General features: G+C 26.8%; 22 protein-coding genes. 19 read left to right on the plus strand and 3 right to left on the minus strand.

What is annotated here, in order from left to right:
* Positions 1-40 precede the first annotated feature (40 nt).
* From BN346_RS17370 to BN346_RS17385, 4 genes are all read left to right on the plus strand, one after another.
* On the plus strand, positions 41-733 hold the full coding sequence (locus BN346_RS17370; protein WP_040330241.1) for a response regulator transcription factor: 693 nt from the start codon (positions 41-43) through the stop codon (positions 731-733).
* 4 nt (positions 734-737) lie between these two features.
* Positions 738-2,120 (plus strand): sensor histidine kinase, encoded by a 1,383-nt coding sequence (locus tag BN346_RS17375; protein ID WP_040330242.1) that lies wholly within the window; start codon positions 738-740, stop codon positions 2,118-2,120.
* A gap of 126 nt (positions 2,121-2,246) precedes the next feature.
* The gene (locus BN346_RS17380; protein ID WP_040330243.1) at positions 2,247-3,605 is read left to right on the plus strand and encodes a hypothetical protein; all 1,359 of its coding nucleotides are present in this window, start codon (positions 2,247-2,249) and stop codon (positions 3,603-3,605) included.
* A gap of 37 nt (positions 3,606-3,642) precedes the next feature.
* On the plus strand, positions 3,643-4,932 hold the full coding sequence (locus tag BN346_RS17385; protein ID WP_040330244.1) for a hypothetical protein: 1,290 nt from the start codon (positions 3,643-3,645) through the stop codon (positions 4,930-4,932).
* A gap of 62 nt (positions 4,933-4,994) precedes the next feature.
* Here BN346_RS17385 and BN346_RS17390 read toward each other — a convergent pair whose 3' ends face one another.
* The 3 genes from BN346_RS17390 to BN346_RS17400 all read right to left on the minus strand — a co-directional run bounded on the left by BN346_RS17390 (position 4,995) and on the right by BN346_RS17400 (position 8,177).
* Positions 4,995-6,023: a PTS sugar transporter subunit IIC gene (locus tag BN346_RS17390; protein ID WP_051540479.1), complete on the minus strand. Its 1,029-nt coding sequence runs from the start codon at positions 6,021-6,023 to the stop codon at positions 4,995-4,997.
* 382 nt (positions 6,024-6,405) lie between these two features.
* Positions 6,406-7,254 (minus strand): response regulator, encoded by an 849-nt coding sequence (locus BN346_RS17395; protein ID WP_040330246.1) that lies wholly within the window; start codon positions 7,252-7,254, stop codon positions 6,406-6,408.
* Positions 7,255-7,259: 5 nt separating this feature from the next.
* Positions 7,260-8,177 carry an ATP-binding protein gene (locus BN346_RS17400; RefSeq protein ID WP_158644512.1) on the minus strand — a complete coding sequence of 306 codons (918 nt, stop codon included), beginning with the start codon at positions 8,175-8,177 and terminating at the stop codon, positions 7,260-7,262.
* 560 nt (positions 8,178-8,737) lie between these two features.
* Here BN346_RS17400 and BN346_RS17405 point away from each other — a divergent pair.
* From BN346_RS17405 to dtd, 15 genes are all read left to right on the plus strand, one after another.
* Entirely contained in the window at positions 8,738-9,364 is a 627-nt protein-coding gene (locus BN346_RS17405; protein WP_040330248.1) for a hypothetical protein, read from the plus strand.
* Positions 9,365-9,692: 328 nt separating this feature from the next.
* Complete coding sequence (gene ruvA / locus BN346_RS17410) at positions 9,693-10,286, plus strand: Holliday junction branch migration protein RuvA (RefSeq protein WP_040330250.1); 594 nt, start codon at positions 9,693-9,695, stop codon at positions 10,284-10,286.
* Between the two features lie 34 nt (positions 10,287-10,320).
* Positions 10,321-11,325 (plus strand): Holliday junction branch migration DNA helicase RuvB, encoded by a 1,005-nt coding sequence (ruvB, locus tag BN346_RS17415; protein WP_040330251.1) that lies wholly within the window; start codon positions 10,321-10,323, stop codon positions 11,323-11,325.
* 145 nt (positions 11,326-11,470) lie between these two features.
* A complete protein-coding gene (gene queA / locus BN346_RS17420) occupies positions 11,471-12,496 on the plus strand; it encodes a tRNA preQ1(34) S-adenosylmethionine ribosyltransferase-isomerase QueA (protein ID WP_040330252.1) in 1,026 nt (341 codons plus the stop codon).
* A 24-nt stretch (positions 12,497-12,520) separates the two neighbouring features.
* Positions 12,521-13,651, plus strand: a complete 1,131-nt coding sequence (gene tgt, locus BN346_RS17425) for a tRNA guanosine(34) transglycosylase Tgt (RefSeq protein ID WP_040330253.1) — start codon at positions 12,521-12,523, stop codon at positions 13,649-13,651.
* 215 nt (positions 13,652-13,866) lie between these two features.
* A complete protein-coding gene (gene yajC / locus BN346_RS17430; protein WP_040330254.1) occupies positions 13,867-14,160 on the plus strand; it encodes a preprotein translocase subunit YajC in 294 nt (97 codons plus the stop codon).
* Positions 14,161-14,214: 54 nt separating this feature from the next.
* The gene (locus BN346_RS17435; protein ID WP_040330255.1) at positions 14,215-14,583 is read left to right on the plus strand and encodes a TIGR04086 family membrane protein; all 369 of its coding nucleotides are present in this window, start codon (positions 14,215-14,217) and stop codon (positions 14,581-14,583) included.
* Between the two features lie 42 nt (positions 14,584-14,625).
* Positions 14,626-14,763 (plus strand): six-cysteine ranthipeptide SCIFF, encoded by a 138-nt coding sequence (scfA, locus tag BN346_RS17440; protein ID WP_017414649.1) that lies wholly within the window; start codon positions 14,626-14,628, stop codon positions 14,761-14,763.
* A gap of 60 nt (positions 14,764-14,823) precedes the next feature.
* Positions 14,824-16,194: a thioether cross-link-forming SCIFF peptide maturase gene (gene scfB, locus BN346_RS17445; protein WP_040330258.1), complete on the plus strand. Its 1,371-nt coding sequence runs from the start codon at positions 14,824-14,826 to the stop codon at positions 16,192-16,194.
* Between the two features lie 97 nt (positions 16,195-16,291).
* Complete coding sequence (secD, locus tag BN346_RS17450) at positions 16,292-17,536, plus strand: protein translocase subunit SecD (RefSeq protein WP_040330260.1); 1,245 nt, start codon at positions 16,292-16,294, stop codon at positions 17,534-17,536.
* Between the two features lies 1 nt (position 17,537).
* On the plus strand, positions 17,538-18,404 hold the full coding sequence (secF, locus tag BN346_RS17455) for a protein translocase subunit SecF (RefSeq protein WP_040330262.1): 867 nt from the start codon (positions 17,538-17,540) through the stop codon (positions 18,402-18,404).
* Between the two features lie 142 nt (positions 18,405-18,546).
* Entirely contained in the window at positions 18,547-19,437 is an 891-nt protein-coding gene (locus BN346_RS17460; protein ID WP_051540481.1) for a DHH family phosphoesterase, read from the plus strand.
* A 154-nt stretch (positions 19,438-19,591) separates the two neighbouring features.
* Complete coding sequence (locus tag BN346_RS17465) at positions 19,592-20,110, plus strand: adenine phosphoribosyltransferase (RefSeq protein ID WP_040330263.1); 519 nt, start codon at positions 19,592-19,594, stop codon at positions 20,108-20,110.
* Positions 20,111-20,352: 242 nt separating this feature from the next.
* The gene (locus BN346_RS17470; RefSeq protein ID WP_040330264.1) at positions 20,353-22,512 is read left to right on the plus strand and encodes a RelA/SpoT family protein; all 2,160 of its coding nucleotides are present in this window, start codon (positions 20,353-20,355) and stop codon (positions 22,510-22,512) included.
* Positions 22,513-22,527: 15 nt separating this feature from the next.
* Complete coding sequence (dtd, locus tag BN346_RS17475) at positions 22,528-22,983, plus strand: D-aminoacyl-tRNA deacylase (RefSeq protein ID WP_040330265.1); 456 nt, start codon at positions 22,528-22,530, stop codon at positions 22,981-22,983.
* The last annotated feature ends 16 nt before the right edge of the window (positions 22,984-22,999 follow it).

Below are 22,999 nucleotides of genomic sequence, written 5' to 3' on the forward strand. Positions count from 1 at the left end.
AGGCTTTTGTATACATTTACAATTGAAGTGAGGGGATAATTTGAAAAATAAAGTTTTAATTATAGAAGATGAGAAAAATATTGTAGATATCTTGTATTTTTCTTTTAGAAAAGAAAATTTAGATGTTAGATATGCATATAATGGCAGAGAAGGTTTGGATTTAATAGATGTGTTTAAACCAGATTTGATTATTTTAGACGTAATACTTCCAGATATGAGTGGATTTGATATATGTAAAACTGTTAATTTTAATTATAGAATTCCTATTCTAATGTTAACAGCTAGAAATGATATTGAAGATAAAATATTAGGATTGGAATTAGGTGCAGATGACTATATAACTAAACCTTTTAATGTTAAAGAAGTAATAATTAGAGCAAAGGTTATTTTAAGAAGAATAGAAAAATTTTCTCTATATTATAATTTAGAAGATGATGAAATTATAAAGGTAAATGATGATATTATAATTTATACAAAATCTAGAGTAGTAAAGAAGCGTGGAGAAGAAATAAAATTAAAGCCACGAGAGTATGATTTATTGTTGTTATTATCAAAGAATAAAGAAAAAGTATTTTCAAGGGAGAATTTATTAGAAAGTGTATGGACTCTTGATTTTGAAGGTGATATTAGAACAGTTGATGTTCATGTCCAAAGATTAAGAAAGAAATTAGATGATAAATGTGGACAATCTATAATTACTACAATATTTGGGGTTGGATATAAAATGAGGTGATTTTATGAAGATAAAATACAAGTTTTTATGTGGATTATTAACTATAAGTATACTAATTCTTATTATGTTAAACGTATCATTTTATAAACTTATGGAAGAAAATAATAAAAAAATAGTATTAAAAGAAATGGAAAATTTATATTATTTATCTAAAGAATACATTAAAAATGATTTTTTATTTTCAGATGAACATTATTTTGAAGAAGATTCATCTAAACTATGTAAGGAAATAAGCAATATGAATGATTGCAAAGTTACTATTTATGATAAAAAGAACCATGTTATAAATACATCCTATGGTGGAAATACTTTTAAAATCATAAATGATTCAGAATTTAAAAGTAAAAAAATGAAACAAATAGACTTAGCAAAAGAAGATAAAAGTTCATTTAAAATAAATAAAATACAAGGAGATACTGTTGCAACAGTGGCCTTTCCTATATATAAAAATGAAAATATATTATGTGTAATTACATTTGATAAATATTATACTCATATATATAAATCATCAGAAAAAATATTTAAGTCTCTAAAATTAATAATAATTTTAGGATTTATAGTATTAGATACATTCACATATATATTATCCATATCTATAACAAAACCAATAATTAAGTTAAATAAAGTAGCTAAAGAAATTGCTAATGGAAATTATAATGAAAACATAGAAATTAAATCAAAAGATGAAATTGGAGAATTATCAAATCAGATTTCAATTATGAAAAATAAAATTAGTAATCAAATTGAACATATAAATGAAATTGCAAAATACAGAAAAAACTTTTTTGACAATGTTACACATGAATTAAAAACTCCATTGACCATAATAAAAGGATATTCAGAAATTTTAATTAATGAAGAAGTTGATAATGACTTTAATAAAATTTCATTAAATCATATAAAGGATGAAAGTGAAAGATTACATAATATGGTTATAGAACTTTTAGAAGTATCTAAAGAGGATATATTAAATGAGAGTAAATTGGATATGAAGAAAGTGAATATATCGAATTTAATCGAAGATATTTGTTATCATATGAGTTTTAAAGCCAATAAATATAATATGGATATAAATGAGGAGCTAGAAGATGATATTTTCATCTGGGGAGATGAAAATAAATTAAAGCAAGTATTTATAAATATTTTAGACAATGCTATAAAATATGGAAAAGAGAATGAGGTTATATATATAAATGAAAGTGTTAAAGAAAATAAAGTAAATATAAATGTAATAAATAAAACAACGGATTATAAAGAAAAAGAAAAAGGAAGTTTAGGTATAGGGCTTAATTTAAGCAAAGTTATAACAAAGCTTCATTATGGAAATTTAGATTTTTATAATGAAAATGGAGTAAATAAAGTTAATATTGAGTTTCCGTGTATATGAAAATAACAGGTACTAGAAATAATTTAAATTTGGCAATAACTTGGCAATATATATATTAAAATTGGTAACAACTTAAAACTAATATAGTAAGTAATAATAAAAGTATTTTAAATTTGAGGTGATGAGTTGGGGAGAAAAATTTCAAAATATTTATTGATGATTATTACTATAAGCATAATGATAAATTTTTGTGGTTGTGAAAGTGGAAAGGAGGAAGATAAAAATAAAAGTAAAGATGATATTGTAGTATTAGAAAACAATCCATCCAAAGCTATTGATGATCACTTAACATTTAAAATAAATAAAAGTGTAGAAAGAAATGAAAGTGAAAAAGATATAGTTCCTTTTAAAAGTAGATATAAAGTAAGGTTAAATAAAGACAATGTAGTAGAAGTTAAAGATAATGAAACAAAAAATAAAAAGTACAGTATTGAAAAAATACAAATGAAAGATAAATATATTAAAAATAAATTTTGTACTAATAATGGTAGTGATATATTTTTTTTAGGTTATGATGAAGATAAGAATATGGGAATAATGAAAACAAATTTAAGTGGGAAAATATTAAAAGTAATAGAACTGAATAGTAAAGATAAGATAAATAATTTTTATTTGTTACAAAATGAAAGTATTGTTTTTAGTGGTATTTATAATAGAGAAAGTGGAGTTTTTTATTATAATAACCAAAATAAAGAAATAAGTAAAATGTTAAATGGAAAAAACATTGTTTTTACAGTTTCACCGGACGAAAGAAAGATAGTGTATAGCATATTAAAGTCAAAAAATAAATTAAATTTATATGGTGCAAAATTTAATGAAAATAAGTTATTAAAAAACGATTTGATTTATGAAAATGTTTCTAGAAAGTCACTAAATCTTAATGCTTCAAAATGGAATAGTAATTCTAAGATACTTTTAATAAAAAAGGATAAAAGTGATAAAGAAAACTATACTATTTCATTTGATGAAGGAACTGAAGAGATAGAAATGATGATAAAAAAATTTATAACCTTTTATTACACTGTAGATGAAGAGGTTTATAAAAAATATGATAAGGTCATGAATGATATATCTATGAAAACGGAAAATGCATTTCAAAATATGGAAACAGAACTTGAAAATGATGTAAAGGTGTATAAAGATGATAAAGGTTGTATGATTGTATACAATGGCAAGGAAATAGAAGATTTAGTTGAGAGTATAAACCCATATGTAAATAAAGAGTTTAAAACAAATATTCTTAGATGGTATCCTTATAATAGTTGGAATGATGGATTTAAATTTAAATATTGTTATGAACCTAGCAATATAGAAGTTACAAATATAGCTTTAAAGGATGACTATATAGAATGTAATTGTAAATTTCAAATTGTTAAAAAAGTAAGCAATGATGAAGAAACTACTGAAAAAGAAATGAAGATTGGAATAGAATATGATGTTGATAGATGGGTAATAAATGAGCGTACAGAATTAGGGGATCAATAATAATGAGAAGTGCTTCTAAATTTAAGGGGATGATTATATGAAGAAAAATTTAAAAGTAATATTAATAATTATGGCGGCAATTATGACAATTACTTTTTATGGTTGTGAAAATAAAAAAGGTAAAGAAAAAAATAATAAAAAGGATATTGTTATTTTAGAAGAAAATATAAGAGAAAAAGATGAAAAAGAAGATGATTTACAATTTATTATACAAAAAAGTGTAAAAGGTAGTAAAGATATACCAGCATTTAAGTCAAAGTATGAAATTGGTATGATTATAGAAGATGATACTAAAATAATAAAAGTTAAAGATACTGAAAAAGATACAACGGAAGAAATAAAGTTTATGAAAGGTGACTCAAGTGAAGAAGAAAAACTTAGAACTAATGATGGTAAAAATATATTTTTTTTAGGTTACAATAAACTTAGAAATAGAGCAATAATGCGTGTAAATTTAAGCGGAAAGGCAGAGACGATACTAGAGCTAGACGGCAAAAAAGATAGAATATCAGATTTTAATATATTAAAAAGTGAAAAAATTATTTTTTCAGGAACTTTTAATAGTGAAAAAGGATTATTTTATTTTAATAGAACAAAAAACGAGATAAAAACTATTTTAAAAGGTAGGGATGTTGCATACACAATTTCTCCAGATGAAAGAAAAATTATATATATAGCTTTGTCATCTGAAAATAAGTTTAATTTATATGCAGGAAAATTAGAGGAAGATAAAATTACAAGTAATGAATTACTTTATGAAAATGTGCCACAAAATATATTGAATTGGAATAATGTGTTATGGGAAGAAAATTCAAAAGCTGCATTAGTTGTAAAATTAAAAGAAGATAAAGAAGTGAAAGAATACTATGAAATCAAATTTGATGAGGGAATAGATGAAATAGAGAATGTTGTAACTAAGTTTATAACTGGATTTTATACAGTGAATAAAGAGGTATATGAAAAAGATAATAAGATTATTAATAAAGTATTTGAAGATACTTACACAGAAAATGATTTCTATGAAAATTGTGCTCCAATAGTTCCATATGTTAGTGATAAATTAAAATCAATTATAATTAATGATAGACTATATCCATATAAGGAGAGTTTGGAAGAGTATAAAAGGAAAAATGTTTATTATGAAGTAGAAGATATAGGGATTTCTGATATTACAACTAAAGATGAATATATTACATGTGAATGTAAATTTAAATTAATTAAAATAGTAGATGAGAGTAAAGAAGTTGAAGAAAAAGAAAAAACTATATGTTTGGAGTGGGATATTGATAGATGGGTAGTAAATGAACTTACTGGCGTATATGATTAATTATAAAGAAAAGAGTTTGAGAAAAGCCACATGACAAATTCCAAACTCTTTTTTCTTAATTTTTAGGCAATTTCACTATCTATTTTAGATGTGCAAGAAGTATTTCTTTTATTCTTAAATACAATTCCACCTAAAATACCAGCGACTGTACCGCCTAATATAGCGAAAATTAATGCAAATATAACGTTTCTAGGAGTATTAAATGCAAAAGGTGCAAGAAGTCCAGGGATTGGTGAAGCAGTTCCCGGTGCATTGTTTATAATTTTGAAGAATGCAGCTGAAAGGCCAGCAAGTCCGCCACCTATAAAGTTAGAACAATATATAGGAATTGCATTTTTAGTTATTATATGTGCTTGAGTTAGAGGTTCTAGCATAACAGCTATTACATTACTCTTATTACCTAACTTAAGTTTGTGAAAAATTATTCCATTTGTAAATGATCCACCTACACAAGCTATAGATGCTATACCCATTGCTAATCCTTTAAGTCCTAACATTGCAGTAAGGGCCATTGAACTTAATGGGGATGTACAAATCATTTTCATTATACCACCTAATAAGAATCCCATAATTAGAGGAGATTGTTCAGCAGCAACAGTTATCATGTTACCTATATTTACAAGTGTAGCATTTACTATAGGATCTACAGCAAAAGCTAATAATCTAGCAAGTGGAGCAATAAGTAGAGCTCCTATTATTATATTTAAACCTTCAGGGAGTTTTTTTTCAAGAAGAGGAGATATAAGTCCTACAACATAACCAGCTATAAATCCTGGTAATATACCAAAGCCACCTACAGCAACTCCGGCTGCAACTGAAAATACAGGGTTAGATCCCATACTTAGAGAAACTAGTATAACAGCAGCAACGCCACCAAGACTTCCAGATGTTGAACCTACAGTACTTAAAAAACTTATGTTTAATAAATCACCTGTGATATACTTGTGAATTGCTTCTACTAAAAATGTAGCTACAGCAGCGTTTGCAAGACCAGACATAGCCTTACCACCTTTAGGCATCTTAGTACTAAATAACGAAAAAAGGGTGAGTGTTAGTAATAGTAATCCTATTCCTTGTAATATTGTTAACATAAAATCCCTCCTATATAAATACGTAAATCCATTAATCAATAAATTCAATAGATAAAAGTTTATTTATTTATCATTATAATAGTTGATTACAAAAAAACTCAGAAAAATACAAAAAGTAAAAATAAAAAAATCAAAATAAAGAAAATTCAATAAAATGTTAACATATATTAATAAAAATCAAAGAAAGAAAACACTTTACTTCATTAAATTGGAATGTGATATCTATTGGGTTTATGAAAAGGTTTTAAGTGATATTAAATATTTTCTAGAAATTATTATCTAGATTATAAATAAAGAATAAAAAGAATAAAGAAAAAACATGAAATATAACTTGCAAAAAAATAAGTTGTATTTCATGTCTAATTAATTTAAATATTAAAATTTAATTTTGGCTATAAAAGATAAGTGCATTAATAAATTTTTTTATGTTTATTTTTCCGTGGGAACTACTAATACCTCTAATATAATCCATTTCTTTTTTTACTTGTTCAAAATTATAAAGAGTGTTGGAATATTCGTTGAAAATTTCATTCATATAATCTTCTATACCTATATTAGCTAAATTTATCATGCCTACACTCGCAGCTCGTCGTATTCTTTGTTCCATAGTCTTAGGATTATCGGTAAATTTATTGCATAACTCACTTAAAGTATAATCATAAACAGTTTCATAAGAATCAATTAGATATTCTACAAGAGTTAGTATATCCTTACTACCTAGTTCACCCATTATGCCTAATCTCTGAAGTACAGTTTTTAGCTTTATAATATGTTTAGATTCTTTTGGTGTATTATTATCTATAGATATATTATCTGTTGGAGATATTTCGCTTAATAATAAGTTTTGCATTTTATTAAGTGTTCTATTCATAGCTATATTTTTAGATACGTTTTTAATAATTTTCTCTACTTCTATAGCATTTACTGGTTTTTGAATGAAAAATTCTACTCCGTTTTCATAAGCCTTTGATATCATATCTTTAGCATTTACTTGTGATAACATAATAAAATTAGTATTTATGTTTTTACATTCTTGTACTACAGAAATACCATCCATAAGCGGCATCAATAAATCTAAAATAACAATATCAGGAAGAAGGTTTTTAATATCTTCTATTCCATCTAATCCATTTGTAGAATAGCCTATAACTTCACCAAGTTCTCTATCTTCTATAATTATTTTCAATATATTTATTATATTTATATCATCATCTATTAGAAAAAATTTCATAAACTTTAAACCTCCAATATATTCTTTGGTATTTTTATCAAAAATCTTGTACCAATATCTTCCTTAGAATCAACAGTGATAGTTCCTTGTAACTCTTTGGTTACTATGTCTTTAACTAAGCTTAAACCTAAACCTCTATTAATTTCACCTGTATTATAATTTATTTTAGTAGAAAATCCAGGAGAAAAAATTAAACTTAGATGATCTTCTTTTATACCATTTCCATCATCTTTAATTTCAAAAATATGATATAAATCATCTGAAGTATGATTAAACCATATATGATTTAAGTTAGGAGATGGTGAAATGGCTTCTGTAGAATTAGTGATAAGATTTCTAAAAACTGACATAAGAAAATAATGCTTATTTGTCAAGAAATCATTGTTTGTACTTATTATAAGTTCTATATTTTTGTTTGAATTATAAATTTCTCTTTCTATAGTTTCTTTTAATATTAGCAGTATAACTTTGAAAGAGGTTGAATTATTAACATCAGTGGTGTCTAAAGCTTCTTTAATACCACGAACTATTAAAGAATATTCTTTTTTTACCTCATGAATATCTTTTGCAATAGTTAATGCTGAGGTAGACCAGGTTTTTATATCTCTATTTTGCTTGATTTTTTCAAACAATTCATATGAAATGGACATAGTATTTTCAATTTGGTACATGTTCTTTTCCATCCAAAAAATTTCACATTTAAGCTTAGAAGTTGTTAAAAGTAATTTTTTATATCTTTCAGCGTGTTCCTTTTTTAATAATAAAATTTCATAGTAATCAAGACAAAAAAATATTATAACAATTATAACTGTTCTAAGTGTAGCAACGAAAATAAGACTTTGCTGAATGGTAGAAGAAAAGCATTCGGGCCCAATTCTTACATACATTTCTAATAAATTTGAAAGATAGTCTATTAGAATCATTATAATGAAAAAAAATTTACTGTTAAAATTATTTTTAAAGTGTTTAGTATATAAGTAAAAAAGGAATCCATAACCAATATAAAACAATATTTCAGGTGCATATAATGCCAAAATGTTATTGTAATTACCATGGATAAGAAAATGTAATAAAATTCTTAACAAGAAAACACCTAATCCAGAAAAAATACTAGCTAGAATCACATTAAAATCTTCTAAAACATAAAGTGTTATAGGGAGTAATATTATGGCAAACGATACTTTAAGTTCCGTGGAAAATATATTAATATGCATTTGAGATATAAGAGAAATTACAATACTTATAAAAGCAACTTTCTTAAAATTTGTTGTAATATTTTTTGAAAAACACATAAAAATCATCCTTTTACAATATTTAAATTAGAAAATTAAATTTATTGAAAAAATTATCTACATTATAACTTTATAAAAATTATATTATTAATATTATCATAAAATCTACTGATTTTAAAAATTATTGATGAAAAGTGTATAAAAAAATACTTTATGGATAAAATTCCCTATATAAAGGAGGGAATTAAGATATGCTAGAAAAAATTAAAAAATATAAAAATCAAATAGCTATTTCAACTGGAGTACTATTAATTTTATTTATTAGTTCTTATACAATAAGTAGATACAATTTTAAAGATAAAGATGTTAATACATTAACTAAAGAAACTGCATCTCAAAATATAAAATCAGAAGGTGCTGAAATAAAATTCCTTATAAAATATAGTAATTGCAATGATTTTATAGAAGATGAAAAAATGAACAAAATAGTTGAAAAAGATAAAGACAAGTTGAAAGGTTTAACTCAAAAAGAACTAGAGGAAATTTATAAAGAATATAATTACAAATTAAGCAAATGTATAGATAATAAAATTGAGTTTGTAAAAGACATTGAAGGATACCAATATGGAAATGGTAAATTTTTTATAGGAATTAGTGGAGAAAAAGTTGTTATTTATAATAGAAACCAAGAAGGAAATTTAATTATAGCAGAAAGTGTAGTTCCTAATGGAAGAAGCGAAGATCAAAGACCTATAAAATTAAATAACATTAAAGATAAAGGAAATCTTACAGAAACACTTTATGAAGGAAAAAAAGAATATCAATTTGATACAAAAGAAGAAGCGTTAGAATATGCAAAAGCTTTATGTAATTCATAAAAAATAGCAAACACGTATACTTGTGTGTATAAGTGTTTGCTATTTTTATTATAAAGAAATTTAAATTTGTATTATAACCTTTTTCACTCTTACTTTTTATTTGGTTTCAAATGTAATGATAGAAATAAACTATAATCTTAGAAGTATCATTTGATAAAGACGTTATTTAAACTTCGAAGTTGGAACCCTATAAATCATGCTATAATATTGTTTAGAGTTGAATGAAAAATATTTAAATGTTAATCTATTATAAGAATAAAGACATAAATTTAGATTAAATCAACACAAAATGGATTAGTATGAATTTTTATTTAAGGAAGTGATAATAATGTATGAATATATAAAAGGAAATTTTATTTGTATAAATAAAGATTATGTTGTCATAGAAAATAACAATATAGGATATAAAATATTTACATCAGGAAACACTATGGCGAATATGCCAACTACAAAAGAAGAGGTGTTGCTTTATACTATACAAATTGTAAGGGAAGATTTTATAGGATTATATGGATTTCTAACAAAAGAAGAACTTAGTATGTTTAATTTACTTATAACAATAAATGGTGTGGGTGCAAAAGCTGCATTATCATTACTTTCTATATGTAATGTAAATAATCTTAAATATGCAATTTTAAGTGGAGATGAAAAAACTATAACAAAGGCTCCGGGAATAGGTAAAAAAATTGCACAAAGGGTTATACTTGAATTGAAAGATAAGTTAGATTTAAATGAAATTATAGACAAAGATGTTAAAGATGAGACTATGATAGAAATGGATAGTATACATAATGAAGCTTTTGGAGCATTATTAGCATTAGGTTATTCAGAAAAAGAAGCTGAAAAGGCAATAAAAGCTGTTGGAAAAGAAGCAACTGTAGAAGATATGATAAAAAAATGCTTGAGATACTTAATGGTTTAAAGTATGTATTGAGTTATAGAAAAGGGGTGTCTAGGTGGAAGATAGACTTATTACTTCTGAATTTACATCAGAAGATTGTGATGTTGAATACTCTTTAAGACCTCAAAGGTTAAAGGAATATATTGGTCAAGAAAAGGTTAAGGCCAGATTAGAAATATTCTTAGAAGCGGCAAAAATGAGAAATGAACCATTGGATCATACATTGTTTTATGGACCTCCAGGTCTTGGAAAAACCACACTTGCAAATATCATTGCGAAAGAAATGGGTGGAAATTTAAAGGTTACGTCAGGACCTGCTATTGAAAGAGCGGGAGATTTAGCATCTATACTTACATCTTTATGTGATAATGATGTTTTGTTTATAGATGAGATTCATAGATTAAATAGAGCTGTAGAGGAAATATTATATCCTGCAATGGAAGATTATTCTTTGGATATAATAATAGGAAAAGGAGCTTCTGCGAAATCTATAAGATTAGATTTACCTAAATTTACATTGATAGGGGCTACTACTAGGGTTGGTCTTTTGACAGCACCACTTAGAGATAGATTTGGAGTGCTATGCCCTATGGAATATTATAATGATGAAGAACTTAAGGAAATAGTTGTGAGATCTTCTCATATATTGGGCGCAGATATAGATGATGATGCTGCTCTTGAAATATCTAGAAGGTCAAGAGGTACGCCTAGGGTTGCAAATAGGTTATTAAAGAGAGTTAGAGATTTTGCAGTAGTTAAAGGTGATGGTAGAATCAGTAAAGATATAGCTGATGATGCAGCAAAATTATTAGAAATAGATAGTGAGGGATTTGATCAAGTTGATAATAAAATTCTAGAAGCTATAATATATAATTTTAGTGGTGGTCCAGTTGGAATTGAAACATTAGCTTATTATATAGGAGAAGAATTAGGTTCTTTAGAAGATGTGTACGAACCATTTTTAATACAGAAAGGATTTATAATAAGGACTCCAAGGGGAAGAATAGCATCAGAAAAAGCATACAAACATTTTGGTATAGAAAGGTCTAACAAAAATTAAAAATAATTTGTTATATCATAAACATATATGGTAAAATAGATAATCTAGGCGTTTTGTGTAGAATGAATGTGAAAACATAGTTTGTTTTTCAAAAGCCTATTTAATCTATTAATTAGTTAATTAATTTTTAGGAAGGTGTATATTAGTGAAAGTTAAGGACTTCTATTTTGATTTGCCAGAAGAACTTATAGCACAAGTACCATTAGAAAAAAGAGATGAATCTAGACTTATGGTAGTTGATAGAAAAACTGGTGAGTTAGAACATAAAAAATTTAAAAACATCATAGAATATCTAGAGCCTGGTGATTGTTTAGTTTTAAATGATACAAGGGTTATGCCAGCTAGATTATATGGAGCAAAAGAAGGTACAGGAGCAAAAATGGAATTTTTGCTATTAAGAAGAATAGAAAAAGATTTATGGGAAATTCTTGTAAGACCTGGAAAAAGAGCAAAAGTAGGCAATAGATTTGTATTTGGAAATGGAGAACTTAAAGGTGAAATAGTAAAAGTTCAAGATGATGGAAATAGAATAGTAAAGTTTGAATATGAAGGTATATTTGAAGAAGTGCTTGATAGACTAGGTGAAATGCCATTACCACCATACATAACAGAAAAGTTACAAGATAAGGAAAGATATCAAACAGTATATTCAAGAGAAGTAGGTTCTGCAGCAGCGCCTACAGCTGGACTGCATTTTACAGATGAACTTTTAGAAGAAGTAAAAGCAAAAGGTATAAAAATAGCATTTGTAACACTGCATGTTGGACTTGGAACATTTAGACCAGTTAAAGCTGAAACTGTAGAAGATCACCAAATGCATGCGGAGCACTATTACTTAAGTGAAGAAAATGCTAAGATAATAAACAGTGCAAAAGAAAATGGAAAGAGAGTAATTGCTGTAGGTACAACATCTAATAGAACATTAGAAAGTATAGCTAGTGAAAATGGAAGAGTTAAAGAAGAGTCAGGATATACTAGTATATTTATATATCCAGGATATAAATTCAAAATAGTAGATGCTCTTATAACAAATTTTCATTTACCAGAATCAACACTAATAATGTTAATCAGTGCATTTTCAACTAGAGATATAGTAATGAATGCGTATAGTGAAGCTGTTAAAGAAAGATACAGATTTTTTAGTTTTGGAGATGCTATGTTCTTACATTAATTTTGTTAAAAGGAAGGATATTTTATGTACAAATTATTAAAAAAGAGTGGAAAGGTAAGAAGAGGTGAGTTTACAACACCTCATGGAGTAATTCAAACTCCAGTATTTATGAATGTTGGTACTATAGCCGCTATAAAAGGTGCAGTATCGTCAATGGATTTAAAAGATATAGGATGTCAAGTAGAATTATCTAATACATATCACTTACATTTAAGACCAGGTGATAAAAATATAAAAGCGCTTGGTGGATTACATAAATTTATGAATTGGGATAGACCAATTCTAACTGATTCAGGTGGATTCCAAGTATTTTCTCTTTCTAAAATGAGAAAAATAAAAGAAGAAGGAGTATACTTTAATTCACATATAGATGGTAAAAAAATATTTATGGGACCAGAAGAAAGTATGCAAATACAAAGTAATATTGCATCAACAATTGCAATGGCATTTGATGAATGTATTGAAAATCCAGCACCAAGAGACTATGTAGAAGCATCTGTTGCAAGAACAACAAGATGGCTTGAAAGATGTAAAGTGGAAATGGATAGATTAAATTCTCTACCAGATACTATTAATAAAAAACAAATGTTATTTGGTATTAATCAAGGTGGAGTTTATGAGGATATTAGAATTGAACATGCTAAAACTATTGCAAAGATGGATTTAGATGGATATGCAATTGGTGGATTAGCTGTTGGGGAAACTCACGAAGAAATGTATAGAATAATAGATGCTGTAGTTCCACACTTGCCACAAGAAAAGCCTATTTATTTAATGGGAGTTGGAATTCCAAGTAATATATTAGAAGCAGTTGAAAGAGGTGTAGACTTCTTTGATTGTGTATTACCAGCTAGAAATGGAAGACATGGACATGTATTCACAAAGTATGGTAAAATAAATCTTATGAATGCAAAATTTGAGTTAGATGACAAACCTATAGATGAGGGATGTCAATGTCCAGCTTGTAAGCATTACACTAGAGCTTATATTAGACATTTATTTAAGGCAAAAGAGATGTTAGCTATGAGACTTTGTGTATTACATAATCTATATTTCTACAATAAACTTATGGAAGATATAAGAAATGCTATAGATGGAGATTACTTCCCAGAATTCAAAAAGCAAAAACTTGAAGAATGGGGCGGAAGAGCCTAAGCAAAGTTTATATATAATAATTAGTATATTATTTTAAAAAATTTATATATAGTATAAAATATATAAAAAGGGCAAGGATTAAAAAATGAAGTAAAAGATTAAAAAAAACTAAACTTTTACTGAAATATATGCTAGAATGTTCCATAGATATTTAAGAATAAAATATGGATTGATTCAATTTAATTAAATTGTAAGTTAAGAAAGGAGAATGAATTATGGCAGTTTTTGTACAAATGCTACCAATTCTATTAATGTTAGTATTATTTTATCTTATGATATTTTTACCAGAAAAGAAGAGAAAGAAAAAATATGATGAGATGTTAACTAACTTAAACTTAAATGATGAAATAATGACTAAAGGCGGTATAATGGGAAAAATCGTTAATGTACAAGATGAATTCATCATTTTAGAAAGTGGTCCAGATAGAGCAAGAATAAAATTATCTAAAAATGGAATTAGCTACGTTGTAAAATCAGCAGAAACAGCTGCTTTAAATAACGCAGAATAATGAATAAAACCCTCCATTTAATAATATATATTTAAATAAGTGGGGGGGATTATAATGGTTAAAAAACTTAAATATTCCTGTATAGGGCAAGGTGTTCTAAGGGCAATTTTACTTACAATTGTTTGTTTATTAGTTTATTCTTTACTTATAACACTTATATCTGTAGGAGGAAAATTTACTTCATTAATTATGATGATTGTAACTTTAGGTAGCATAATATATGGAACTATGTATGCAACCTTAAAAGCTGGAAGTAATGGATGGCTTATAGGGATTTTAGTTGGATTATTTTATATGATAGCTATGTTTATAGTTTCTATAATATGTGGGAAAGAATTTGCTTTTACAATAAAAGAGTTTTTAAGATTAATTATTGCAATTGTAGTAGGGGCTTTGTCAGGAATGATAACTGTAAATCTATAATATTTTATATAGATGTAATAATTAAAGATGGAGGAAATCATAATGAAACACATTAAAACAATTAACAAATCAAACATAAAAGAAAGCTTAAAAAAACCAGGTTGCAAAGAGTGTGCTAACTCTTGTCAATCAGCATGTAAAACTTCATGCACAGTAGCTAACTTAGCTTGTGAAAACTAGGAATATTAAAAGAGCAGTAACTTTTATGGTTGCTGCTTTATGTTTAGTAGGAGGGAAATTATGGCTTTAATTCATAAATTTAAACAAGGCAATGATTATTATGTAATAGATGTAAATTCAGGAGCAGTTCATTCAGTAGACGAATTAGTTTATGATCTTTTAGATGAAAATAAATTAAGAAGTAAAGAAGAGCTTGTTGAAGAATTCAAAAATAAGTATAAACAAGAAGAGGTAGAAGAAGTTTATGAAGAGCTTCAGGAACTTGTAAAAGAAGGAATGCTATACTCTTTAGATTTATATGAAGGAATAGCAAGAAAAACTGGACAAGCAGAGTCTTATGTTAAAGCTTTATGCTTAAACATAATTCATGATTGTAATTTAAGATGTAAATATTGTTTTGCTGATGAAGGTGAATATCATGGATGTAGAAAAAGAATGTCAGCAGAAGTTGGTAAGAAAGCAATAGATTTTGTTATAAAGAGTTCTGGACCAAGAAAAAATATAGAAGTAGATTTATTCGGTGGAGAACCATTAATGGCAATGGATACAATAAAGGAAATTGTAGACTATGCAAAAGTGGAAGAAAAGAAATACAATAAAAATATAAGATTTACTATGACAACAAATGCAACTCTTTTAAATGAAGAAAATATGAAATACTTAGATGAAAATATGGGTAACCTAGTACTTAGTATAGATGGAAGAAAAGAAGTTAATGATAAAGTTAGAGTAAGAATAGATGGAAGTGGATGTTATGATAGTATACTTCCAAAAATAAAGAAAATGGTAGATGTGAGAGATAAATCTAAATTGTATTATGCAAGAGGTACATTTACAAGAGAAAATACAGATTTCTTTGAAGATGTAAAACATATGGCAGATTTAGGATTTGATGAAATTTCTATAGAGCCAGTAGTACTTCCAGATGAACATGAGTTATCTTTAAGAAAAGAAGACTTACCAGTTATATTTGAACAATATGATAAATTGTATGAAGAAATGATTAGAAGACATAAAGAAGGAAATGAATTTAGATTCTATCACTTTAATATAGATCTTCAAGGTGGACCATGTGTATATAAAAGAATTTCAGGATGTGGAGCAGGTCATGAATATATAGCAGTAACTCCTGATGGAGATATATATCCATGTCATCAATTTGTTGGAAATGAAGAATATTTACTAGGAAATATTTATGATGGAATAAAAAATAATGATATGGTTCAAGAGTTTAAAGAAGCTCATATATACAATAAGCCAACTTGTAAGAAGTGTTGGGCTAGATTCTATTGTAGTGGTGGATGTCAAGCAAATAACTTTAATTTTAATGGTGATATGCATATACCATATGAAATTGGTTGCGAAATGCAAAAGAAAAGAATTGAATGTGCTATAGCGTTGAAAAGTAAAACAATGGATATGGAAGAGTAAAGCAAAACTTGAAAACATTGACTATTATTCATCTAGAGGATATAATAAATAACATTAGAAAAGTATAAAATCTACTAGAATAGGAAAGGGGATAAACATGAAAAGAGGCAAAAGTAGTGCTTTATTTGTGATAACAGTTTTAGTAATTGCGTTATTAGCATATATTGGCTATTTTGGGGCTGAAGCTTTTGGATATAGATTTAACTCTTTTGGTCAGTCTATAAATAAAGGCCTTGATCTTCAAGGTGGATCATCTATGCTTATGGAAATAAAAGAAGATAACGTAGATACTAGCACTATTGAAAGAACTATTGAACTTATTTCTATGAGAGTTAATAAAATGGGAGTTAGTGAAATATCAATAACTCGTGAGGGTGAAAAAAGGATAAGAATAGAAATACCGGGTCAATTTGATACTAAATCAGTTTTAGAAACTGTAGGAAAAACAGGTGAACTTCAATTTGTTGGTCCTGATGATAAGGTAATTCTTACAGGAAAAGATGTAAAAGACGCAATAGTTCAATATGATGAAAAAAATCAACCTGTAGTAGGATTAGAATTTAATGAAGAAGGAACTGAAAAGTTTGCTGAGGCAACACAAAAATTCCAAGGACAAAAGATAACAATAAAAATGGATGGTGAACAATTAACAAGCCCAGTAGTAAGTGCTGTAATATCAGATGGAAAAGCAGTTATTAATGGAATGGCGTCATTAGAAGAAGCTACAAAACAAGCAAATATTATAAAATCTGGTGCACTTCCAGTAACAGTAGAAACTCTTTCAGTTAAAACTGTTGGACCAACTATAGGTATGGAAGCTGTTGGATTAAGTAAAAAAGCTGCAATAGTAGGTATAGCGTTAGTTATGATATTTATGGCGGTTTATTATAGGGTGCCAGGAATTTTATCTTGTATAGCAATTGTTTTGTATGTAAGTCTTTTATTATATGCATTTGCCATATTTGATGTAACACTTACATTGTCAGGAATAGCAGGATTCTTATTAACAGTAGGTATGGCTGTTGATGCTAATGTTCTTATATTTGAAAGAATAAGAGAGGAACTTAGAACAGGTAAAACATTAAAGTCATCTGTTCAATCTGGGTTTGATAAAGCATTTGCAACAATATTAGATTCAAATGTAACAACAATAATAGCAGCAGTATCATTATATATAATTGGAACTGGATCTGTTAAAGGATTTGGATTAACACTTATAATTGGTATAATTATAAGTATATTTACTGCTCTTACAATAACTAAATTTTTACTAAATTTAGCTGTAGATATGAAATTATTAAATAAACCATCTCATTTTGGTGTTAAAAGGGAGGAGAAATAGTATGAAGATAATAGAGAAAACTAAAATTTGGTTTACTATTTCCCTTACTGTAATCATAATAGGAATAGGTTTTATGATGTTTAAAGGTCTAAATTATGGTATAGACTTTAAAGGCGGAACTGTTATAGATGTTAAAGTTGGAAAAGATGTAAACAAAGAACATGTTGGCAATATAGTAGATAAATATGCTAAAAATAAGTATGCATTAAAAACTGTAAATGATGGTAGTGAAATAGAAATAATTATCCAAGATGGAGTACTTACAGAAGATACTAATGACAAACTACTAAATGATATAAAAAAAGAATTAAAATTGGATGATAAAACAATAAACTCAGAAACTATTGGTGGAACTATTGGAAAAGAATTAAAAGAAAAAGCAATTCTAGCAACAATAATAGCAATGATTGCTATGTTAATATACATAGGCATGAGATTTGAGCTAAGCTTTGGTATTGCAGCAATAATTGCATTAATTCATGATGTTCTTATTACTATAGTGGTATATGCAATATTTGGAATACCAGTAAATACTCCATTTATAGCTGCTATTCTTACAATAGTTGGTTATTCAATAAATGATACAATAGTTGTTTTCGATAGAATAAGAGAAAATTCTAAGAAAATGAGAAAAGTAGAATTAAAAGAAATTGCTAATGTAAGTATACAGCAAACAATGTCTAGATCAATTAACACTGTTTTAACTACATTGTTTACAATTACAGCAGTTTATATATTTGTGCCAAGTATAAGAGAATTCTCATTACCATTAATAATCGGTATAGCAATGGGAGCATATTCATCTATATTTATAGCTAGCCCTATGTGGGTTATACTAAAAGGCAAAAAGAAAACTGGAAAAAGATAAAAATATACAAATTATGTAAGAGATAATGAGATTTTTTGATAAAAATTTCATTATCTCTTGTTTTTTTATAAAAATATTTGTAAAGTTGTAGATTTTAACTTATAATATAATGTGTTTTCTATTGTTGTGGAGGGTCAGATTTATGGATGAATACTACATAAAAAATACTTATAGTTCTCTATTATTAAAAGGAATGAAGAATGCTCTTAAAAGAATAATAAAAGCTATAAATGAAAGAGAAAAAATTGTCGTTTATGGATACTATGATTTTGATAGTATTACAGCAATATCTCTTTTAGTTTTGGTATTAAAATATTTGAATGCAGATGTAGAGTATTTTCAACCTAATAAGAATAGAGAAAATAGAAATTTAATTGAAAAAGACATACAAAATGATATAAAATATTTAGGTGCAAATCTTATAATAACCGTAGGCGCAACTGTTAACTCGCAAAGAGAAATTTCGCTTTGTAGAGAACTTAACATAGATATTATAGTTACTGATTATCATAAATGTACTAAACCATTTGATGATATTATAGTTATAAATCCAAATCAAATTGGATGCAATTATCCATTCAAAGAGCTTTCAGCATCAGGAATAGCATATAAATTAGCGCAAACTGTATCTTCATATTATAAAATGACTTGTATAAATAAATATATAGATCTTGTTATGCTTGGAACTATATCTAAAAGAGTTCCAGTTGTAGATGAAAATTTGTATATTGTAGATGAAGGATTTAAGCAATTATATCATAGTAACAATTATGGTATAAGAGCATTGATTGATGATAATAATGTAGAAGATATAAGTAAATTTATACATAATGATTTAACTATGGATATATTTCAAAAAACTAATACAATGGGAAGAATAGATAACGCTAAAATAGCAATAGAGCTATTTACAACCAATGATAAGTATCGAGCTAAACAAATATCAAAATATCTTTATAATGAAATAAAGAAGAACAAAAAGTTAAAAGATAAGAATAAGGATAATTTAAATTGTAAATTAAGTACAGTTTGAGAAATAAAAAATAATACTGGGAGAGCAATATATAGTATAAGATTTTAATAATATATGTATTTTTCTTATATATCATTGTATAAAATATTAATATGTATATAATAATAAAATATGATATATAGTTTTCCATCAAAATTAGAAGGGGGAAATAAAATTGAATTTAAAAGATAAAATTAGAGTTATAGACGGATTTCCAAAGGAAGGAATTAGCTTTAAAGATGTAACAACAATACTACAAGATAAAGAAGCTCTAAATGTTTGTGTAAATACGATAGTAGATCATTTAAAAGATAAAAATATAGATATTATAGTTGGACCAGAAGCAAGAGGATTTTTATTTGGAGTTCCAGTTGCATATGCATTAAATGCAGGATTTGTACCTTGTAGAAAACCAGGCAAATTACCATTTGAAACTTTTAAAACTAGTTATGGTCTAGAGTATGGTAGTGATGTTTTAGAAATTCACAAAGATGCTATAAAAAAAGGTCAGAGAGTAGCAATAGTGGATGATTTACTTGCAACAGGAGGAACAGTAGCTGCAGTTGCTGAATTAGTTGAAAAACTTGGTGGTGAAGTTGTAGCTTTAGATTTTGTAGTTGAACTTACAGAATTAAAGGGAAAAGAAAAAGTAGATAAATATGAGGTTATGTCAATAGTACAGTATGACTTATAATAATATTAGATATAACTAGGTTCATATAGTAGCTAAATATTTAAAAAACAAACCCATGGTATATAATATAAATTTTATTATATTTTATTTAAAATTTATAGTTTGACATAGAGTTTTACAATAATGTCACAATTTACTTAAACAAAATTGCATTAATAAAAATGTTATTATATAATAATATCATTAGTAAAAATAGTGGCTGGTTAAGGTAACCAGCCTTTAGTTTTAGGAGTGTAATCTATATGCTAGAAAAATTATTGGAGAAAATAAATAAAAATTGTACAAATATAGATATTGAAGAAGTAAAAAGAGCATTTGAATTTTCAATGGAAGCTCATAAAGATCAAAAAAGAGAATCAGGAGAGCCTTATATAATTCACCCAGTAGAAGTGGCATGTATATTAGCTGAATTAGGACTAGACACTTCTACTATAGTAGCTGGTTTATTACATGATGTTATAGAAGATACTGAATATACATATGAAGATGTATGCAATATATTTAGTGTTGAGGTGGCAGATTTAGTTCAAGGCGTTTCTAAATTAGGAAAATTTAAATATAAAACTAAAGAAGAACAGCAAGCAGATAATGTTAGAAAAATGCTTCTGGCTATGGCAAAGGATATAAGGGTTATTCTTATAAAACTTGCAGATAGATTACATAATATGAGGACTATAAAGTTTAAGAAAGAAGCTAAACAAAAAGAAAAAGCAAAAGAAACTTTAGATATTTATGCTCCATTAGCCCATAGATTAGGAATATCTAAAATAAAATGGGAGCTTGAAGATTTAGCATTAAGATATTTAGAACCAGAAGAATACTATAAATTAGTTAACGATATAGACCAAAAAAGAGCAGAAAGAGAAATAGAAATAGAACATATAATAAACAAATTAAAATCTAATTTGGGGAAAGTGGGTATTGAAGCTGAAATTGTTGGAAGACCCAAGCATTTTTATTCAATTTACAGAAAAATGGTAAGAAAAAATAAGACTATTGATCAAATTTTTGATTTGACTGCAGTTAGAATATTAGTTAATGATATTGGGGATTGCTATGCAACTTTAGGAATAGTACATACTTTATACAAACCAATTCCAGGAAGATTTAAAGATTATATAGCAATGCCAAAACCAAATATGTATCAATCTATACATACAACTGTAATAGGTCAATTTGGTAAACCTGTTGAAATTCAAATTAGAACATATGAAATGCATAAAATAGCAGAGTATGGAATAGCAGCACACTGGAAATATAAAGAAGGTGTAGAAGGTAGTGATTCACTAGATTCTAAGCTTTCATGGCTTAGAGAAATGCTAGAGTGGCAAGGAGAAACTTCAGATGCAGAAGAATTTATGGAAGGATTCAAAATAGATTTATTTTCTGATGAGGTTTTTGTATTCACTCCCAAGGGTGATGTTATAAATTTACCACATAATTCAACACCAATAGATTTTGCTTATAGTATACATACTGATATTGGACATAAGTGTATAGGCGCAAAGGTAAATGGTAAAATGGTACCATTAAATTATGCATTAAAAACCGGAGAAATAGTTGAAGTAGTAACTGCTACTAATTCAAAAGGTCCAAGTGTGGATTGGATTAATATAGCAAAAAGTAATAGAGCGAAAAGTAAAATAAAATCATGGTTAAAAAGATCTAAACGTGATGAGAGTATAGAAAAAGGTAAAGAACTTTTAGAAAAAGAAGGTAGAAGACAAGGTGTTACATTGAATCAGCTTCTAAAAGCACCATCTATGGAAAAAATATTGAAAAGATACAATTTGAAAAGTGTAGATGATTTATATGCTGAACTAGGAGTAAATGATATACTACCTGCAAATGTAGTTAATAAATTAAAAGAATCCATAGAAGGATTAGAAGTTAAAAAAGAAGATATAAAAGAGAAAAGCATTGTAAAAATAAAGAAAAATTATAGTAACTTATCACAGGTAAATGTAAAAGGAGAAGGAAACCTTTTAATAAGGTTTGCAAGATGTTGCAATCCAGTTCCTGGGGATGAAATAATTGGATATATAAGTAAAGGCAGTGGAATTTCAGTACATAGAAAGGATTGTAAAAATCTTAGTGCTTTAAAAGAAAAGAGTGCTGAAAGAATTATATGTGTAGAGTGGGAAGATGAAAAAGAATTTGGGGAATATATTAGTGAGATTCAAATAAAGGCAGAAGATAGAGTTGGAATACTTACTGATGTAATACAGTTAGTGAATGATAATAAAATAGCGATTACATCAATAAATGCAAAAACAATGAAATCTAATGAAATAATTATAAATTTAAAAATTTCTATATCTACAGTAGAACAATTGTCTAAGATACAAAAGAAAATAAGAGCACTTACAAGTGTTATGGATGTTTATAGAATAAAGAATTAGATAAGGGGAGAGAATATGCGCGCGATAGTTCAAAGAGTAAAAAATTCTAGAGTAGAAGTTGAAAATAAAATAATAGGAAGTATAGATGAAGGGTTTAATGTTCTAATAGGAATAAGCAATGAAGATACAAAAGAAGATATAGATTATATAGTTAGAAAAGTTACTGGCATGAGAGTATTTGAAGATGAAAATGGGAAAATGAATTTTTCACTTCAAGATGTAGGTGGAAGTGTTCTTTTAATATCTCAATTTACTTTATATGGTGATTGTAGAAAAGGAAAAAGACCAGATTTTATGAAGGCACAAAAAGGTGAAACTGCAATTAAGTTGTATAATGATCTTATTGATGCATTTAAAAATGAACTTGGAGAAGAAAAAGTTCAAACTGGAGAATTTGGTGCAGATATGCAAGTATTCATACAAAATGATGGTCCAGTTACTTTACTTTTAGAGAGTAAAAAAGATTTTTAGGTGTTAGGTGGTGTAT

Origin of the sequence: Clostridium ihumii AP5 (genome assembly GCF_000612845.1) — a bacterium.
GTDB lineage: Bacteria > Bacillota > Clostridia > Clostridiales > Clostridiaceae > Clostridium_J > Clostridium_J ihumii.

Excerpts from the sequence above, each read along its gene's own strand:
- BN346_RS17390 (WP_051540479.1), bottom strand. The coding sequence starts at position 6,023 with ATGTTAACAATATTACAAGGAATAGGATTACTATTACTAACACTCACC.
- BN346_RS17470 (WP_040330264.1), top strand. The coding sequence starts at position 20,353 with ATGCTAGAAAAATTATTGGAGAAAATAAATAAAAATTGTACAAATATA.
- BN346_RS17435 (WP_040330255.1), top strand. The coding sequence starts at position 14,215 with ATGGTTAAAAAACTTAAATATTCCTGTATAGGGCAAGGTGTTCTAAGG.
- ruvA (WP_040330250.1), top strand. The coding sequence starts at position 9,693 with ATGTATGAATATATAAAAGGAAATTTTATTTGTATAAATAAAGATTAT.
- dtd (WP_040330265.1), top strand. The coding sequence starts at position 22,528 with ATGCGCGCGATAGTTCAAAGAGTAAAAAATTCTAGAGTAGAAGTTGAA.
- scfB (WP_040330258.1), top strand. The coding sequence starts at position 14,824 with ATGGCTTTAATTCATAAATTTAAACAAGGCAATGATTATTATGTAATA.
- secF (WP_040330262.1), top strand. The coding sequence starts at position 17,538 with ATGAAGATAATAGAGAAAACTAAAATTTGGTTTACTATTTCCCTTACT.
- BN346_RS17375 (WP_040330242.1), top strand. The coding sequence starts at position 738 with ATGAAGATAAAATACAAGTTTTTATGTGGATTATTAACTATAAGTATA.
- secD (WP_040330260.1), top strand. The coding sequence starts at position 16,292 with ATGAAAAGAGGCAAAAGTAGTGCTTTATTTGTGATAACAGTTTTAGTA.
- BN346_RS17405 (WP_040330248.1), top strand. The coding sequence starts at position 8,738 with ATGCTAGAAAAAATTAAAAAATATAAAAATCAAATAGCTATTTCAACT.
- BN346_RS17400 (WP_158644512.1), bottom strand. The coding sequence starts at position 8,177 with ATGATTCTAATAGACTATCTTTCAAATTTATTAGAAATGTATGTAAGA.
- scfA (WP_017414649.1), top strand. The coding sequence starts at position 14,626 with ATGAAACACATTAAAACAATTAACAAATCAAACATAAAAGAAAGCTTA.
- BN346_RS17395 (WP_040330246.1), bottom strand. The coding sequence starts at position 7,254 with ATGAAATTTTTTCTAATAGATGATGATATAAATATAATAAATATATTG.
- BN346_RS17385 (WP_040330244.1), top strand. The coding sequence starts at position 3,643 with ATGAAGAAAAATTTAAAAGTAATATTAATAATTATGGCGGCAATTATG.
- BN346_RS17460 (WP_051540481.1), top strand. The coding sequence starts at position 18,547 with ATGGATGAATACTACATAAAAAATACTTATAGTTCTCTATTATTAAAA.
- tgt (WP_040330253.1), top strand. The coding sequence starts at position 12,521 with ATGTACAAATTATTAAAAAAGAGTGGAAAGGTAAGAAGAGGTGAGTTT.
- yajC (WP_040330254.1), top strand. The coding sequence starts at position 13,867 with ATGGCAGTTTTTGTACAAATGCTACCAATTCTATTAATGTTAGTATTA.